Below are 16,012 nucleotides of genomic sequence, written 5' to 3' on the forward strand. Positions count from 1 at the left end.
CGCAACCAAGGCCACATTGGGGCGCTCGAGCACCTCGGTCACCGGCGCCGGAACCGCTCGGCCAGGGCCGGGTCGTTCTCCCACCACAGTCCCGACGACGGTGCGGCACCCGAAGCGGCTTCTTCGTCCAGCTGGACGTCGATCTGCTTCGCGCGCCGCTCGTCGTCGCGGGCCCAGCGGACGAACAGGGCCACCACGAACGGCAGCCCGGCGACGTCGCCGCCGATCCAGAGGACTCCCGCGCCGATGATCTGGTCCGTGCGCGGGTCGGGGCCCCACCCCGGGTGCGCCGCCGCGTAGTGCGCCGGAGCCAGCAGCGGGCCGAGCCACAGCACCAGGCCGAGCGCGCCGTCGAAGACGACCTCGGTGAACGCGATCCACACCGACACCAGGTGCGGGTCCGCTCTCGGCGTCGGGTCGAGCCCGAGCCGCGTCCAGAAGTAGCTGAACCCGGCCAGCACGAGCGCCAGCCGGACCAGGCCGTCGGCGATCGAGGAGCGCAGCACGAGGTCGTAGAGCGGGGTCAGGTAGAGCACCAGGACCGGCACGACCAGGGCGAGGGTCACGACGGGCGGGAACGTCAGCGCGCGGGCCACCCGGCCGCGGCCGTGCCGCCGCAGCCACGGGACCTCGGCGGTGTCCAGCAGCAGCCGGATCGGTGAGCCCAGGGCCAGCAGCAGCGGCGTGATCATCAGCAGGGTGACCGTCTGGACCGAGCGGACCCAGAAGAACGTCCGGTCGTAGACCGCGAGCGGCGAGCAGGTGACGACCACGATCGTCGCGAGCCCGGCGAGGAACGCCGTCGTGCGGCCCGGCGGCCAGCTTCGGTGGCGGGCCGCGCGGACGTAGAGCGTGCCCGCGACGAGCACGCCGAGGACTGCGGGGACGTCGAAGGTGAGGTGCACGTCAGACCGCGAAGAAGACGAGGCTGCCGATTCCGGCGACCACACAGTAAATGGCGAACGGGGTCAGAGTGCGCGTTTCGAAGTATCCGGTGAGAAAACGGACGGAAATGTACGAAGCGACCCCGGCGACAACGCTGCCGGCAAGCGCCGGGCCGAGCGAAGCGTGGTTCTCGGGAGCGAAGAGCGTCGGCAGCTTCAGCACGCCCGCGGCCAGGATCACCGGGGTGGCGAGCAGGAACGCGAACCGGGCCGCGTCCTCGTGGCCCAGGCCGCGCCGCAGCCCGGCGACCATCGTGATGCCCGAGCGGCTGATGCCCGGCAGCAGCGCGAGGATCTGCGCCGCACCGATCAGCACGGCCTCGCCGACCCGCAGCTTCGCCAGCCGGACGTCGGTCTTCTCCTCGACGGTGACCGCGCGCATCACCAGCGTCTCCTCCGCCGAAAAGTCCACAGTGTCCGCTTCCTCGGCGGGCGGCTTCCGGGAGAACTTCTCGGCCGCGTAGAGCACCCCGCCGTTGAGCGCGAGGAAGATCGCCGACGGCACCGGCTTGCCGAGGAAGTCGCGCAGCAGGCCTTCCAGCAGCAGCCCGGCCAGCCCGACCGGGATGGTGGCGAGCACCAGCAGCCACGCGAGCCGCTGGTCGGGGGTGCGGACCTCGCGGTGGCGGATCGACGTCCACAGGCCGCCGACGATCCGCACCCAGTCCTTCCGGAAGAACAGCACGAGGGCGAGCGCGGTGGCGACGTGCATGGCCACGAGCACCGCGAGGTAGGGCGAGTCCTTCCCGATGCTCAGGTCCCGCTGCCACGAGCCGCCGAGCCAGGCCGGCAACAGGATGCTGTGGCCCAGACTGGACACCGGAAACAATTCCGACACCCCTTGCAATGCCCCGACGACAATCGCCTCGACATAGGTCACCGCGGACATTCCGTACCCTCATTTCGAAACTGCCGTCGAAAATCCCGACACCCGAAACTACCGGCCCATTCGTTAACCGGGGGCAAGGGGGACACGCGCGCTCAGCGTCCTCTCAGTTGTTCACATCCATGAACACCAATCATGTCCTTGACTGGTGTTCGGCTCGTGGCTTAGCGTGGTGCCTCGTCGCCGCCACGACGGAAAACCGGACCCTCGACGAGGAGGATCGAATGCGTGAGCGGGTGCTGGCCGTGCTGGCCGGGGCCGCCGCACTGGCGGCCGTGGCCGTGCCGACGGCGTCGGCGGCGACGGTGACCGTGTCGACGTCGGCCCAGCTGGCTTCGGCGCTGGCCGCCGCGGCACCGGGGACGACGATCCAGCTCGCCGCGGACACGACGTTCACCGGCAACTTCAAGGCGGCGAACAGCGGCACGGCGACCAGCCGGATCACCCTGACCGGGCAGCGGTCGGCGGTGGTCAAGGCGACCGGCGGGCGCACGATCGAGCTGACGGGCAGCTACTGGACGCTGTCGGGCTTCACGATCACCGGCGGCCAGAAGGGCCTGATGGCGCTGGGCGTGCACAACACGCTGGTCGACGGCGTGAAGGTGACGGGCATCGGCCACGAGGGCATCCACTTCCAGTACACGAGCACCGACAACGTGGTCCAGAACTCGGAGGTCACGGACACGGGCCGCGAGTACGCGGGCTACGGCGAGGGCATCTACTTCGGTTCGGCGGTGTCGAACTGGCCGGGCGGCACCCCGGACCGCAGCGACCGCAACAAGGCGATCGGCAACAAGATCGGCCCGGACGTGCGGGCGGAGTCGATCGACATCAAGGAAGGCACCACGGGCGGCGAGATCCGCGGCAACACGTTCGACGGCACGGGTCAGACGGGCGAGCACTACGCGGACAGCTGGATCGACGCGAAGGGCAACGGCTACCTGATCACCGGCAACAAGGGATCGAAGGTGTACGTCCACGACGCGACGTACGGAGCGTTCGAGATCCACGTCCAGCTGGACGGCTGGGGCCGGGACAACACGTTCTCGAACAACATCGCGGACGTGCAGTCCCCGTACGCGTACGGGTTCTACGTGGCGAAGACGGGGCAGGGCACGAAGATCTGCGGCAACAACACGGTGACGAACGCAAAGGGTTTCGCGAACGTGGCCCCGGCATCGGGCTGCTGAAGCGACACGGACCGGGGGCCCGCTCAGCCCGGCGGCGGGGGCGGGCCCCCACCTACTTGGCCGTCGTCCCGCACTGGGAAATCCCAGGGTGTCGGGGCGACGGCCGAGCCATTCCGGCAGAGTGTCGGGCATGGAGAGCCTTACCCACCGATCCCCGCCCGAGCGGAAGGATTCTTGGAGGTCGGCGACGGCCACCGGATCCGCTGCCAGGAGGCGGGCAACCCGGCGGGAAAGCCGGTGGTGGTCCTGCACGGAGGCCCGGGAAGCGGAATAGCCCCGATGGCCCGAAGGCACTTCGACCCGGCGGCCTACCGGATCATCCTGTTCGACCAGCGAGGATCAGGCGAGTCGACACCGGGGGCGGAAGACCTGAGGGCCAACACGCTGTGGCACTTGGTATCGGACATGGAGATGCTCAGAGAGCGCCTGGGCATAGAGAGCTGGCAGCTGTTCGGCGGCTCGTGGGGAGCAACGCTGGCCCTCGCGTACGCGGAGACCCACCCATCGCGAGTCTCCGAGATCATCCTGCGCGGAGTGTTCACGGTTCGCCAAAGTGAGTTGGACTGGATCTACCGAGGCGGCGCGGCCAACGTGTTCCCCCGAGAGTGGGAGGAGTTCCTGGCACCGATCCCGCAATCCCGACGCGACGATCCGTTGGCGGCGTACGCGGAGCTGCTGGAGGACCCATCGGAGGAGGTCCGCCACCGGGCGGCGATCGCCTGGAGCACGTGGGAGGGAGCGACGGTCTCGGTCCAGCCCCAGGAATCGTTCGTCCGCCAGTACGCGGAGCCGGGGTTCGCACTGACATTCGCAAGGCTGGCGGTCCACTACTTCAGCAACGGAGCATGGCTGGAGGAAGGACAGCTGATCCGCGACGCGGGCAAGCTGGCAGGAATCCCGGGGGTGATAGTGCAGGGAAGGTACGACACGGTGTGTCCCCCGACAACGGCGTACGAGCTGCACCAGGCGTGGCCGGGGTCGGAGCTGAGGTTGCTGGAGGGAGCAGGCCACGCGGTAACGGACCCGGGGGTGTTGTCAGCGCTCAGAGCGGCAACGGACGCGTTCCGCGAGTAGCCCAGCCAACCCAGACAAAGGAGCGGGGTGGTCATCCCGTCGCCTGAGGCCGTCAAAATCACTTTGAGCCAGGCCCGCAACTACCTCGTCTACTTCAGCCGAAGTACGAAAGCTTGCGGGCCTGGCTCAAAGTGATAGGCCTCAATCAGGCGACGGGATGACCACCTCGCGGCCCACGCGAGAACGCAACAAGACTACGAAGCCCCGGCCATCCCAGAGCCTGCCCGTCCGGCGAGGACATTCTTTTGATCTTTGAACGTCCCGAAGAGGGAGAACGGGCCCGACATCCCCCACCCCTCCTCGCGGAGTGTTCAGCCGCCGGTAGACCTTGTCAAGGCGGGAAAGCGTGCCTTGACAAGCTCAACCGTCGACTGAAGGGCGGCGAGGACGAGGGGCGGGGGAGGTCTGGTGATCTCGTGCCTGCTTTGCGTTGCCGGCCGCCGGTTCAAAGACGGCTACAACCGGCCACCCGAAGCGGTGTCCCCCGACAGCCTCTGCGCCAGATAAACCGGCACGGTCGAAACCACGATCAACACCGCAGCGACGACGTTCACGATCGGCGCCTGATTCGGCCGGAAGAGGTTGTTGTAGATCCAGATGGGCAGCGTCTCCATGCCCGTACCGAGAGTAAACGTAGTCACGATGATCTCGTCGAACGACAGCGCGAACGCCAGCAACCCACCAGCCAGCAACGCCGACCGCAACATCGGAAAGGTCACCAACCGAAACGTCGTGAACCCAGTAGCCCCAAGATCCATCGACGCCTCTTCAAGGTTCCCACCCATCCGACGCAACCGAGCGACAACGTTGTTGAACACCACCACAATGCAGAACGTCGCGTGCGCGATGATCGCCGTCAGCAACCCGAGGTCGATGCCCAAAATGGTTCTGAACGCATTGTTCAGCGCGATGCCCGTGACGATGCCCGGCAGCGCGATCGGCAGGATGATCAGCAACGACACGGGATTCCGCCCGAAGAACCGATACCGCTGCAAGGCGAAAGCCGCCATGGTCCCAAGCACGAGCGCGATCGCTGTCGCCGCGAGACCAGCCTCGACGCTCGTCCACAGCGCATGCAACGCACCCTCATTGGACGCCGCCCGGCTCCACCACTCGAACGTGAACCGCGAAGGCGGGAACCCGAACGTGGTGTCCGCGTTGACGGAGTTGAGCAGCACCACCACCAGCGGGAAGTAGATCACCGCCAAGCCGAGCCCCAACGCCGCCCACAACACCCTGCGCACAAGAAGCTCCTAGAGGTTGTCCAACGCGCCGGTGCGGCGCACCGCGGCCAAGTACACGAGCATGATCACCACCGGCACCGTGGCGACCGTCGCCGCGAACGGCAAGTTGTTGGCCGCGCCGATGTTGTCGTAGACCACGTTGCCGAGCATCTGGGACGTGCCGCCGACGATCTTCACCGCGATGTAGTCGCCCAAGGACAGCGAAAACGTGAAGATCGAGCCCGCCACGATCGCCGGGAACGTCAGCGGCAGGATCACCGAGCGGAACGTCCGGAACGAGCGCGCCCCCAAGTCACCCGACGCGTCCACCAGGGAATCCGGGAGCCGGTCCAGGCCCGCGTAGATCGGCAGGATCATGTACGGCAACCACAAGTACGACAGCGTCATGATCGTGGCTGTGACACCATAACCAGGCGAAAGCCAGCTCAGGGCTCCGTTGCCGGACAGCATCGAGCGCCACGCGTACGCCTTCACCAGGTAGCTCGCCCACAGCGGCGTCATGATCGCGATCACCAGGATGCGTTGCGCCCGGGGCGAAGCCAGCTTGGCCATCGCGTACGCCATCGGGAACGCGATCACCGCGTCGATCACCGTGACCAGCGCCGCGATGCCGACCGTGCGGAACGTGATCGTGCGATACACCGCGTCGGTGAACAACGTCTTGAAGTTGTCCAGCGACCACTCGATGACGACCTGGCCGGTGAACGCGTCCGTGTGCCAGAACGCCGTCACGAACAACGCGGCCAGCGCGCCCAGGTAGGCCAGGCCGAGCCAGAGCAGCGGCGCCGAGAGCAGGAAACCCAGGCGCAGCCGGGGTTTCCGGTAGAAGAAGGCCGAGAGCGCAGTCATGTCACCTCATCATCGGTGCGGGTTGTCGTGAGTGTTTAGGGCGGTTAGAACCGCCCTAAACACTCACGACCGGCCGGAGCTTGCGGAGGCCGTCAGCCCTTGATCTCGGTCCAGGCCTTCGTCCACTCGCCGTAGTCCTTGCACTTGACGTCCGTGCGGCCGTCGATGCACTGGGCGATCGGCGTGGTCCAGTAGGCGATCTTCGACGCGTACGCCGCGTCGTTGGCGTGGTAGGTGTCGCAGAGGGTCTTGTCCGTCATCTCCGCGCACGCCTTCGTGTTCGCCGGCGCTTCGCCGAAGTACTCGGCGACCTGGGCGTTGGCCTTCGGGCTGATGATGTAGTCGAGCCACTTGTAGGCGCACGTCTTGTGCGGCGACTTCGCCGCCACCATCCAGGTGTCCGACCACCCGGTGGCGCCTTCGCTCGGCACCGCCGACTCCAGCGGCGCGCCTTCGCCCTTGGTCAGGTTGACCGTGACCTGCCAGGCGGTGCCGACGACGGCGTCGGCGTTCTTCAGCGCCTGTGACTCCTTGAGGTAGTCCGACCAGTACTCGCTCACCAGCGGCCGCTGCTGCTTGAGCAGGTTCACCGCGGCGGTGAACTGCTTGTCGTCCAGCGCGTACGGGTTCTTGATGCCGAGGTCCGGCTGATGGGCCATCAGGTACAGGGCGGCGTCGGCGATGTAGATCGGCGAGTCGTAGGCGATCACCTTGCCCTTGTACGGCGAGTTCGCGTCGAACATCACCGACCACGACGTCGGCGCGGGCGTCACCTTGTCGGTGCGCCAGGTCAGCAGGTTCGCGCCCCAGCCGTGCGGGATGCCGTAGGAGACACCGCCGACGCTGTTCCAGGACTTGTCCTTGAGGAACGGCTGGACGTCGGCGTAGTTCGGCACCAGCGCGGTGTTCACCGGCTCGACGTCACCCGAGGCGACCAGCCGCAGCGACGCGTCACCGGAGGCGGACACGACGTCGTACTGGCCGGTCTTCATCAGCGTCACGGCCTCGTCGGACGTGCCGAACGGCTTGACGTTCACCTTGCAGCCGGTCTGCTGCTCGAACGGCGTCACCCAGTTGACCTTGGGGTCGTTGGAGCCGTTCTCCGCGTAACCCGGCCACGCGAGCACGTTCAGCTGGCCTTCCGGCTGCCCGAGCGCCTTCAGCGCTTCGAGCTTCGGCGGGGTGAACCCCTGCGCGCCGGGCGGCGCGGCGGAGTTCGACCCCGACGTGCCACATGCAGCCAACAGCAGGCTAGCGCCGAGGATCCCGGCAAGCCGCGTCTTCCTGTTCTTCATGGCAACCCTTTCGAGGGACTACTGGACCTGGAAGCTGTGTTCGTTCCGCCAGCTCAGCCGGACGCGCCCGGCTCCGAACGCGGCGGCTCCGTCGGTGTTCTGCCGGACGACGGAAAGCTGGCCGCCGGCGTCGAGCGTCACGGCGTAGCGCACCGTCGCCCCGGCGTAGACGACGTCGGTGACCGTGCCGGTCGCGCTCGTCTCCCCCGCCGCGGCGGGTTCGGACAGCGCGTCGTCGATGCGGATCTTCTCCGGCCGGATGCTGAACAGCCCCGGCCTGCCGATCACGGTCTCGGCACCGCGCCCGCCGAGCAGGTTGGACGTGCCGACGAACCCGGCGACGAACGCGCTGGCCGGGCGTTCGTAGACCTCTTCGGGCGGCCCGACCTGCTCGATCTTCCCGTTGTTGAACACCGCGATGCGGTCGCTCATGGTCAGCGCTTCGTCCTGGTCGTGGGTGACGAAGACGAACGTGATGCCGACGTCGCGCTGGATCTGCTTGAGCTCCAGCTGCATGGCTTGCCGCAGCTTGAGGTCGAGCGCGCCGAGCGGCTCGTCGAGCAGCAGCACCTTGGGCCGGTTGACCAGCGCGCGGGCGAGCGCGACGCGCTGGCGCTGCCCGCCCGAAAGCTGCGCGGGCTTGCGCGAGCCGTAGTCCTCCAGCCGCACCGTCTTCAACGCCTCGAGCGCGCGCTCCCGGCGTTGCCGCTTCGGGACGCGCTTGACGCGCAGGCCGTACTCGACGTTCTGCAGCACGGTCATGTGCGGGAACAGCGCGTAGTCCTGGAACACCGTGTTGACGTCCCGCTCGAACGGCGCGAGGCGGCTGACGTCGTGGCCCTCCAGCTCGATCGTGCCGCCGGTGGGCAGCTCGAACCCGGCGATCATCCGCAGCACCGTCGTCTTGCCGGAACCGGACGGGCCGAGCATCGAGAAGAACTCGCCGGGCGGGATGTCGAGGTCGACGCCGTCGACCGCGTGGACGTCGCCGAAGTGCTTGCGCAGCCCGGAAAGCCGGATCGCGGGTCGCGTGTGCTCGGCGGCCGCGGGCTCTTCCCGCGTCTCGGTGGGTGCTTGGTTGGGCATCGCGACCCTCACAGTGCGCTCATCACGTGCTTGACACGGGTGTAGTCCTCGAGGCCGTACAGCGAGAGGTCCTTGCCGTAGCCCGACTTCTTGAACCCGCCGTGCGGCATCTCGGCGACGAGCGGGATGTGGGTGTTGATCCAGACGCAGCCGAAGTCGAGCTTCCCGGCCAGGCGCATCGCGCGCTGGTGGTCGCGCGTCCAGACCGAGGAGGCGAGGGCGTACTGGACGCCGTTCGCGGCCTTCAGCGCTTCGGCCTCGTCGGCGAACCGCTGGACGGTGATGACCGGCCCGAAGACCTCGTTCTGGGTGATCTCGTCGTCCTGCTTGACCCCGGAAACGACGGTGGCTTCGTAGAAGTAGCCCTCGTCCCCGGCGCGTCGGCCTCCACAGTGGACGGTCGCGTGCGACGGCAGCCGGTCGATGAACCCGGCCACCTTTTCCAGCTGGGCGGCGTTGTTGAGCGGGCCGTAGGCGACGTCTTCGTCGTCCGGCTTGCCCGTCTTGGTGGCCTCGGCCTGCCGGGAGAGCGCCGCGACGAACGTGTCGTGGACTTCGTCGGCGACCAGGACCCGGGTGGCGGCCGTGCAGTCCTGCCCGGCGTTGAAGTAGCCCGCGACGGCGATGGCCTCGGCGGCGGCTTCCAGGTCGGCGTCGGCGAAGACGATGACCGGCGCCTTGCCGCCCAGCTCCAGGTGCACGCGCTTGACGTCGTCGGCCGCGCTGCGCGCCACCTCGATGCCCGCGCGGACCGAGCCGGTGATCGACACCATCGCCGGAATGTCGTGCTCGACCAGCGCGCGGCCGGTGTCGCGGTCGCCGCAGATCACGTTGAGCACACCTGGCGGCAGGAACTCGCCGGCGATCTCGGCGAGCAGCAGCGTCGAGGCCGGGGTGGTGTCGGATGGCTTGAGCACGACGGTGTTTCCGGCGGCGAGCGCGGGCGCGATCTTCCAGATGGCCATCAGCAGCGGGTAGTTCCACGGCGTGACCTGCGCGCAGACGCCCACCGGCTCGCGGCGGACGAACGACGTGTGGCCTTCCATGTACTCGCCCGCGGACCGGCCTTCCAGCACGCGCGCGGCCCCGGCGAAGAAGCGGACCTGGTCGAGGATCATCGGGATCTCTTCGGCCATGGTCAGCGCGATCGGCTTGCCGGTGTTCGCGGACTCGACGCGCACGATCTCGTCGGCGCGGGCTTCGAGGGCGTCGGCGATCTTCAGCAGCGCGAGCTGGCGCTGGGCGGGCGTCGTCTCGCGCCAGGTCTCGAACGCGGTCGCGGCGACCTGCAGCGCGTTGTCGACGTCCTCGGGGCCGGCGATCGGCGCGGTGCAGTAGGGCCGCCCGGTCACCGGGTCGACGATCTCGGCCGTCCGGCCCGACTTCGACTCGACGTACGCGCCGCCGACGTAGTGCTTCAGCTCCTGCACGGTGGGTCTCCTCAGCTGGCGGGAGCTAAAACATATAAGTCCATATGTAATAGGACAAGAGGATCAGGCAAGATTGGTGCGAACGGGTAGTCGACGGCAGCGAAAGGTCACGATGCGCAAGGGCATGTCGCACAGCGCGCGGTCCGCCATGTTCGCGCCGCTCGGCCAGGTCGGGCGGGCGGAAGCGGTGGCGGCCCGGCTGGTCGACGCCATCACGCTCGGCCTGCTCGCCGACGAAGAGCAGCTGCCCAGCGAAGCCGACCTGGCCGCGCAGTTCGGCGTCTCGACCGTGACGGTCCGGGAAGCGCTGGTGGCCTTGCGGCAGCAGGGCCTGGTCGAGACGCGGCGCGGGCGCAGCGGCGGCAGCTTCGTCCGCGCGCCGGCCAACCCGCCGCCGGACGCGTGGCGCGAACGCTTGCGCGAGGTGTCGCTGTCGGACCTGCGCGACGTCGGCGACCACTACCTGGCGATCGCCGGGGCCGCCGCCAAGCTCGCCGCCGAACGCAGCTCCCCCGAAGACGTCGCCCGCCTGCGGCTGGCCGCGGACGACCTCCGCACCGCCCACGGCACCGACTTCACGCGGGCGGAACGGCAGTTCCACCTGGAGGTCGCGGCGGCCGCGCAGTCACCGCGGCTCACCCAGGAAGAGCTGCACCTGCAGAGCGAACGCGGCGGCCTGCTGTGGCTGCCGCTCGGGCCTGGGGCACACTCCCACGAGGAGCACGCGGCGATCGCCGCCGCGATCGCCGCCGCCGACGGCGAGCTGGCCCGCAAGCTCACCGAGGAACACGTCCTCGGCGCGCTCGACCGGCTCGCGGACGTGCACCTCGGCTTGCTCGCCCCGTAAACTCCGCACAACCCGCGCATCGAGGTGAGCACCGTGAACGACACCCGCACGCTGGCCGGCGACGAGGTCGTCGAGCAGGTTTCGGCGTTGGTGGAAGGGGTCTTCGAACGGCTCAAGCCGCTCCTGGCGGCCGCCGAGTCGGTGCTGGCGGACGCCCCGGCCGCGTCGGCCCTGCACCGGATCCGGCCGCAGGTCACCGAGGCGCTCGGCGGGCTGATCATCGGCGCCGGCTTCGTCAGCGCCCCGCACGTGCTCACCGACTCCGAGTTCGGCTTCGAATGGTGGACGGGCTCGGGCGGCGAACCGCCGACGCAGCTGTTCATCAGCCTCGACCCGGGCAGCGAGAACTTCCTGGACTACACGCGCCAGTCGTGGTTCACGGTCCCGCGCGACACGGGCCGCCGCCACATCAACGGCCCGTACGTCGACTACCTCTGCACCGACGAGTACACGCTGACGTTCACGATCCCGGTGTTCCGCGCGGGGGCCTTCGCGGGCGTGGTGGGCGCGGACGTCTACGTGCGCGAGTTCGAGCGCGCGGTGCGGCCGCGGCTGCGGGCGCTCGGCCGCGGCGCGGCGTTGCTGAACGCGCAGGGGCGGGTGATCGTGTCCAACAGCGTCCGCCAGCCGACGGGGTCGCTGGTGCGCGAGGTCGACGTCCCGGCGTGGTGGTCGGCGGGCGCGGAGCCCGGCCCGGTCCTCCGTCGCTGCGGCGACTCCCCCATCGTGCTCGTGAGTGAATAACAGTGTTAGAACACTGTTTTCCACTCACGAGGCTTGGAGCGCGACCCAGAGTTCGGCGCGGACTCCTGGGGAGTCGAGGTCGCGGCCCAGCAGCTCCTCCGCCTTCCGGATGCGGTTCCGCAGCGTGTGGCGGTGGACGCCCAGCCGCGCGGCCGCGACGTCCCAGTGGCCGTGGTGTTCCAGCCAGGTGCGCAGCGACTCGACCAGGTCGCCGCGGCCGGACTCGTCGTGGCGGCGCAGCGGGGCCAGCAGGTTTTCGCCGTAGATGCGCGCGACCACCGGGTCGATGAGGGACAGCAGGCCGCGTGCTGAGTGTTCCGCGTACGTGACCAGGGGCTTGCCGTCCGCCTCGGCCGCGCGGGCGGCCAGGTCCGCCTGTTCCGCCGCCACCGCGAAGTTCTCCAGCGGCACCGGGTCCACCAGGCCCGCGTACATCGGCCCGACGGTCGCCGCCGCGGTCAGCGCGCGATCCAGCACGTCGCCGCCGGACTTGCCGATGACGAGCACCGCCGAGCCCGACTCCGCGAAGAACAGCGAGCCGTCGCCTTCCAGCGCGTCGCCGACCCGGCGGCGCTGCGCGGGCCCGCCGACCAGGGCGACCACCGCCCACGGCGGCTCCGGCGGGTCGCCCCACGCGGTGGTCATCACCCCGAGCGCGAGTTCGTGCTGCCCCGCCGCGAGCAGGTCCACCACGCCGGTCCGCAGCGACCGCCACGCGTGCGTGAGCTTCAGATCCTGTTCCAGCGCAAGGGAAAGCAAGGCGACCGCCGTGTTCACGACGTGCCGCCCGGCGGTGTCGAGGGGCTCGGGCGTGCCGACCGCGAGCGCCCGCCGCGCCCGCGTGGGAAGGGTCTGCAGCACGACTTCGTGGCCGTCGAGCGCGAAGACGCGCGTTCCCGAACGAAGCTGCTTCAGCTCTTCGCGCACTTCGTCGGCGTAAGACAGCGCGGAGCCGGTCCCCTCGGCGCCCGCGGTGTCCAGGAGCAGCGCCCAGCCGTCGACGAGCTTCGCCAGCTTGCGCAGCACCCCGGCCGGGCCGCCCTTGCCGACCGCCGTGCGGGTCAGTTCCTGCTGGGCACGGCCGATCCGGACCGTCGTCGCGTACTCGTCGGCGGCCACCGCCCGCGACACCGCGCGGGTGATGGCGATGAACGGCGTCTCGCGCGGCACCTCGAGCACCGGCAGCCCCACCTCGGCGGCGGTGGAGACGAGCGCACGCGGAACGAACTCGTGGCTCAGCCCGACGCCGAAGCCGAGCCCGGCGACCCCGGCGTCGACCAGCCGCCGCACGTAGTCCGGTGACGTCTCCTCGTCCAGTGCCAGGCCCGTGGTGAGCAGCAGTTCGCCGCCTTCGAGGAACGCCTGCGGATTCGTCAGCTCGGTCGGGTGCACCCAGCCGATCGGGCGGTCCAGGAGGTCCTCGCCGGTCAGCACCCGCAGCCCGAGCGGGCGCTCGGCGGTCAGCCCGGCCAGCGTGAGTGCCATAACGGCCAATTGTACGCGCCGATTTGTCCAAGAAGGCCAGCTGACGGCGGCCCTCACGGGACTCATCCTGGGGACGTCCACCGACTTCCCCAGGAGCACGCCGTGACCGCAAGCACCACCGCCGAGCCGCAGGCCCCGGCGCCCCGGCAGCGCAGGCTGCGCACCGAGATCCCCGGCCCCGCCTCGCGCGAGCTGCAGCAGCGCCGCGTCGACGCCGTCGCCGCCGGGGTCAGCTCGGTGCTGCCCGTCTACGTGACGTCCGCGAGCGGCGGGCTGCTCACCGACGCCGACGGCAACGTCCTGATCGACTTCGGCTCCGGGATCGCGGTGACCAACGTCGGGCACTCGGCGCCGGCGGTCGTCGGCCGCGTCCGCAAGCAGGCGTGCTGGTTCACCCACACCTGTTTCATGGTCACGCCGTACGAGGGGTACGTCGAGGTCTGCGAGGCGCTGGCCGAGCTGACGCCGGGCGACCACGCGAAGAAGTCCGTGCTGTTCAACTCCGGCGCCGAAGCCGTCGAGAACGCCGTGAAGATCGCGCGGGTGGCGACCGGGCGCCAGGCCGTCGTCGTGTTCGACCACGCCTACCACGGCCGCACCAACCTGACGATGGGCATGACCGCGAAGTCGGTGCCCTACAAGCATGGTTTCGGGCCGTTCGCGCCCGAGGTCTACCGCGTGCCGGGCTCGTACCCGTACCGCGACGGCCTGTCCGGCCCCGAAGCCGCGGCGCTGGCGATCGACCGGATCGAGAAGCAGATCGGCGGCGACCAGGTGGCCGCGGTCGTGCTGGAACCGATCCAGGGCGAGGGCGGGTTCATCGAGCCTGCGCGCGGCTTCCTCCCGGCGATTTCGGCGTGGTGCCGCGAAAACGGCATCGTGTTCGTCGCCGACGAGGTCCAGACGGGCTTCTGCCGCACGGGTTCCTGGTTCGCCTCCAGCGACGAAGACGTCGTGCCGGACCTGATCGCGACGGCGAAGGGCATCGCGGGCGGCCTCCCGCTGTCGGCGGTCACCGGCCGCGCGGAACTGCTCGACGCGGTCGGCCCGGGCGGGCTCGGCGGGACGTACGGCGGCAACCCGATCGCCTGCGCCGCCGCGCTCGGCTCGATCGAGACGATGAAGGCCGAAGACCTGGCTGCGTCGGCGAAGCGCATCGAAGGCGTTGTGCTGCCGCGGTTGCGTGCGCTGGCCACCGAGACCGGCGTGATCGGCGACGTCCGCGGGCGCGGCGCGATGCTGGCCGCGGAGTTCGTTCGTCCGGGGACTTCGGAGCCGGACGCCGACCTCACCAAGCGCGTCGCGGCGGCCTGCCACCGGGCCGGCGTCGTCGTGCTGACCTGCGGCACGTACGGCAACGTCGTCCGGCTGCTGCCACCGCTGTCCCTGTCCACCGACCTGCTCGACGAGGGCCTGTCGGTCCTCGAGCACGCTGTCCGCACGGAGGCCCGCAAATGACCTTTCCCTTCTGGGTGGCCGGAAAGCCGGTGACCGGCGGGGAGACCGCCACCGTCCGGCACCCCTACGACGGCTCTTCGGCGGGTTCCCACTTCGTCCCGTCGCCCGTGGACGTCGAGGCGGCGGTGCAGGCGGCGGCCGACGTCGCCGACGAGTTCGCGACGCTGCCCGCGCACGTCCGCGCCGGGGCGCTGGACCACGTGTCCCGCGCGCTGGGTGAGCGGGCCGAAGAGATCGCGGCGTTGATCACCGCCGAGTCCGGCAAGCCGCTGAAGTGGGCGCGCGGCGAGGTCGGCCGCGCGGTGTCGACGTTCCGCTGGGCGGCCGAGGAGGCCCGCCGGTTCTCGGGCGAGCTGCAGCGGCTCGACACGGACCCGGGCGGCACCGGGCGGCTGGCGCTGGTCCGGCGCGTGCCCCGCGGGCCGGTGCTGGGCATCACGCCGTTCAACTTCCCGCTGAACCTGGTGGCGCACAAGGTGGCCCCGGCGATCGCGGTCGGCGCGCCGATCGTGCTCAAGCCCGCGCCGGCGACGCCGCTGACGGCGTTGCTGCTGGGCGAAATCCTGGCCGGGACGGACCTCCCGGCGGGCTCGTGGTCGATCCTGCCGGTGGACAACGAGACGTCGTCGCGGCTGGTCGAGGACCCGAGGCTGCCGGTGGTGTCGTTCACCGGCTCGGTCCCGGTCGGCTGGGCGATCCGCGACCGCGTCCCGCGCAAGCACGTGGCGCTGGAGCTGGGCGGCAACGGCGCGGTCCTCGTCTGTCCCGATTGGACGGACCTCGACTTCGCGGCCCAGCGGATAGCGACGTTCGCGATGTACCAGGCGGGGCAGTCGTGCATCTCGGTGCAGCGGGTCTACGCGCACACTTCAGTTTTCGACGCTCTGGCTTCGAAGGTTGTCGAGCAGGTCGCTTCGCTGCGCACCGGCGATCCGCGTGCCGAAGGCGTGGACGTGGGCCCGCTGATCAACGAGGACGCGGCTTCGCGCGTTTCTTCCTGGGTCTCATCGGCGGTGTCCGCGGGCGCGCGCCTGCTGACGGGCGGCGGCCGGTCGGGGGCGACGGTGGAGCCGACGGTGCTGGCGGATGTCCCGGAGGACGCGTCGGTGATGGCCGAGGAGGTGTTCGGGCCGGTGGTTTCGCTGGTCCGGGTGTCATCGGTCGAGGAGGGCGTTTCGCGGATCAACGCGTCGCGCTTCGGGCTGCAGGCGGGCGTGTTCACGCGCGAGCTGCCGACGGCGTTCGAGGTGTCGGCGGCGCTTCGCGTAGGCGGGGTGATCGTCGGTGACGTGCCGAGCTTCCGAGCGGACCAGATGCCGTACGGCGGGGTGAAGGACTCGGGCGTCGGCCGCGAGGGCCCGGCGGCGGCGATGGCGGACTTCACCGAGGAGCGGGTAACGGTCCTCACCGGCCTGACGCTCTGAAATCGATCGCGCCTCGCTCGGCCCCGGCGTAGGTTCGGGGCCGAGCGAGGAGGGTC

General features: G+C 69.8%; 14 protein-coding genes. 6 read left to right on the top strand and 8 right to left on the bottom strand.

Annotation, left to right across the window (positions count from 1 at the left end):
- Positions 1 to 38: 38 nt before the first annotated feature.
- Both QP939_RS06490 and QP939_RS06495 read right to left on the bottom strand, forming a co-directional pair.
- Complete coding sequence (locus tag QP939_RS06490) at positions 39 to 905, bottom strand: cytochrome c oxidase assembly protein (RefSeq protein ID WP_285455648.1); 867 nt, start codon at positions 903 to 905, stop codon at positions 39 to 41.
- A gap of 1 nt (position 906) precedes the next feature.
- On the bottom strand, positions 907 to 1,833 hold the full coding sequence (locus QP939_RS06495) for an undecaprenyl-diphosphate phosphatase (RefSeq protein ID WP_285455649.1): 927 nt from the start codon (positions 1,831 to 1,833) through the stop codon (positions 907 to 909).
- Between the two features lie 221 nt (positions 1,834 to 2,054).
- On the opposite strand from QP939_RS06495, the gene QP939_RS06500 reads away from it, so the two are divergent.
- Both QP939_RS06500 and pip read left to right on the top strand, forming a co-directional pair.
- Positions 2,055 to 3,020: a right-handed parallel beta-helix repeat-containing protein gene (locus tag QP939_RS06500; protein WP_285455650.1), complete on the top strand. Its 966-nt coding sequence runs from the start codon at positions 2,055 to 2,057 to the stop codon at positions 3,018 to 3,020.
- 174 nt (positions 3,021 to 3,194) lie between these two features.
- The gene (gene pip / locus QP939_RS06505; RefSeq protein WP_285455651.1) at positions 3,195 to 4,094 is read left to right on the top strand and encodes a prolyl aminopeptidase; all 900 of its coding nucleotides are present in this window, start codon (positions 3,195 to 3,197) and stop codon (positions 4,092 to 4,094) included.
- Positions 4,095 to 4,549: 455 nt separating this feature from the next.
- Here pip and QP939_RS06510 read toward each other — a convergent pair whose 3' ends face one another.
- The 5 genes from QP939_RS06510 to QP939_RS06530 form a co-directional block, all read right to left on the bottom strand.
- A complete protein-coding gene (locus QP939_RS06510) occupies positions 4,550 to 5,338 on the bottom strand; it encodes an ABC transporter permease (RefSeq protein WP_285455652.1) in 789 nt (262 codons plus the stop codon).
- A 9-nt stretch (positions 5,339 to 5,347) separates the two neighbouring features.
- On the bottom strand, positions 5,348 to 6,187 hold the full coding sequence (locus tag QP939_RS06515) for an ABC transporter permease (protein WP_285455653.1): 840 nt from the start codon (positions 6,185 to 6,187) through the stop codon (positions 5,348 to 5,350).
- A 92-nt stretch (positions 6,188 to 6,279) separates the two neighbouring features.
- On the bottom strand, positions 6,280 to 7,482 hold the full coding sequence (locus QP939_RS06520; RefSeq protein WP_285455654.1) for an ABC transporter substrate-binding protein: 1,203 nt from the start codon (positions 7,480 to 7,482) through the stop codon (positions 6,280 to 6,282).
- An 18-nt stretch (positions 7,483 to 7,500) separates the two neighbouring features.
- Complete coding sequence (locus tag QP939_RS06525; RefSeq protein WP_285455655.1) at positions 7,501 to 8,568, bottom strand: ABC transporter ATP-binding protein; 1,068 nt, start codon at positions 8,566 to 8,568, stop codon at positions 7,501 to 7,503.
- Between the two features lie 8 nt (positions 8,569 to 8,576).
- Positions 8,577 to 9,998, bottom strand: coding sequence for a gamma-aminobutyraldehyde dehydrogenase (locus QP939_RS06530; protein ID WP_285455656.1), 1,422 nt, complete (start codon positions 9,996 to 9,998; stop codon positions 8,577 to 8,579).
- A 112-nt stretch (positions 9,999 to 10,110) separates the two neighbouring features.
- Here QP939_RS06530 and QP939_RS06535 point away from each other — a divergent pair, with 112 nt between their 5' ends.
- Together QP939_RS06535 and QP939_RS06540 are read left to right on the top strand one after the other, a co-directional pair.
- The gene (locus QP939_RS06535) at positions 10,111 to 10,845 is read left to right on the top strand and encodes a FadR/GntR family transcriptional regulator (protein WP_285455657.1); all 735 of its coding nucleotides are present in this window, start codon (positions 10,111 to 10,113) and stop codon (positions 10,843 to 10,845) included.
- Between the two features lie 33 nt (positions 10,846 to 10,878).
- Entirely contained in the window at positions 10,879 to 11,589 is a 711-nt protein-coding gene (locus QP939_RS06540) for a cache domain-containing protein (RefSeq protein WP_285455658.1), read from the top strand.
- Between the two features lie 24 nt (positions 11,590 to 11,613).
- On the opposite strand, the gene QP939_RS06545 is transcribed toward QP939_RS06540, so the two are convergent.
- Positions 11,614 to 13,074, bottom strand: coding sequence for a PucR family transcriptional regulator (locus tag QP939_RS06545; RefSeq protein ID WP_285455659.1), 1,461 nt, complete (start codon positions 13,072 to 13,074; stop codon positions 11,614 to 11,616).
- Positions 13,075 to 13,176: 102 nt separating this feature from the next.
- On the opposite strand from QP939_RS06545, the gene gabT reads away from it, so the two are divergent.
- Positions 13,177 to 14,532, top strand: coding sequence for a 4-aminobutyrate--2-oxoglutarate transaminase (gabT, locus tag QP939_RS06550; RefSeq protein WP_285455660.1), 1,356 nt, complete (start codon positions 13,177 to 13,179; stop codon positions 14,530 to 14,532).
- The gene (locus QP939_RS06555) at positions 14,529 to 15,956 is read left to right on the top strand and encodes an aldehyde dehydrogenase family protein (protein WP_285455661.1); all 1,428 of its coding nucleotides are present in this window, start codon (positions 14,529 to 14,531) and stop codon (positions 15,954 to 15,956) included. The genes gabT and QP939_RS06555 overlap by 4 nt, the downstream gene beginning before the upstream one ends.
- The last annotated feature ends 56 nt before the right edge of the window (positions 15,957 to 16,012 follow it).

It is taken from the genome of Amycolatopsis nalaikhensis, assembly GCF_030264295.1.
GTDB classification, from domain to species: Bacteria; Actinomycetota; Actinomycetes; order Mycobacteriales; family Pseudonocardiaceae; genus Amycolatopsis; species Amycolatopsis nalaikhensis.

Coding starts and splice junctions, on each gene's coding strand:
- QP939_RS06495 (WP_285455649.1), bottom strand. CDS start 1,833: ATGTCCGCGGTGACCTATGTCGAGGCGATTGTCGTCGGGGCATTGCAA.
- QP939_RS06500 (WP_285455650.1), top strand. CDS start 2,055: ATGCGTGAGCGGGTGCTGGCCGTGCTGGCCGGGGCCGCCGCACTGGCG.
- QP939_RS06515 (WP_285455653.1), bottom strand. CDS start 6,187: ATGACTGCGCTCTCGGCCTTCTTCTACCGGAAACCCCGGCTGCGCCTG.
- QP939_RS06520 (WP_285455654.1), bottom strand. CDS start 7,482: ATGAAGAACAGGAAGACGCGGCTTGCCGGGATCCTCGGCGCTAGCCTG.
- QP939_RS06525 (WP_285455655.1), bottom strand. CDS start 8,568: ATGCCCAACCAAGCACCCACCGAGACGCGGGAAGAGCCCGCGGCCGCC.
- QP939_RS06535 (WP_285455657.1), top strand. CDS start 10,111: ATGCGCAAGGGCATGTCGCACAGCGCGCGGTCCGCCATGTTCGCGCCG.
- QP939_RS06545 (WP_285455659.1), bottom strand. CDS start 13,074: ATGGCACTCACGCTGGCCGGGCTGACCGCCGAGCGCCCGCTCGGGCTG.
- QP939_RS06555 (WP_285455661.1), top strand. CDS start 14,529: ATGACCTTTCCCTTCTGGGTGGCCGGAAAGCCGGTGACCGGCGGGGAG.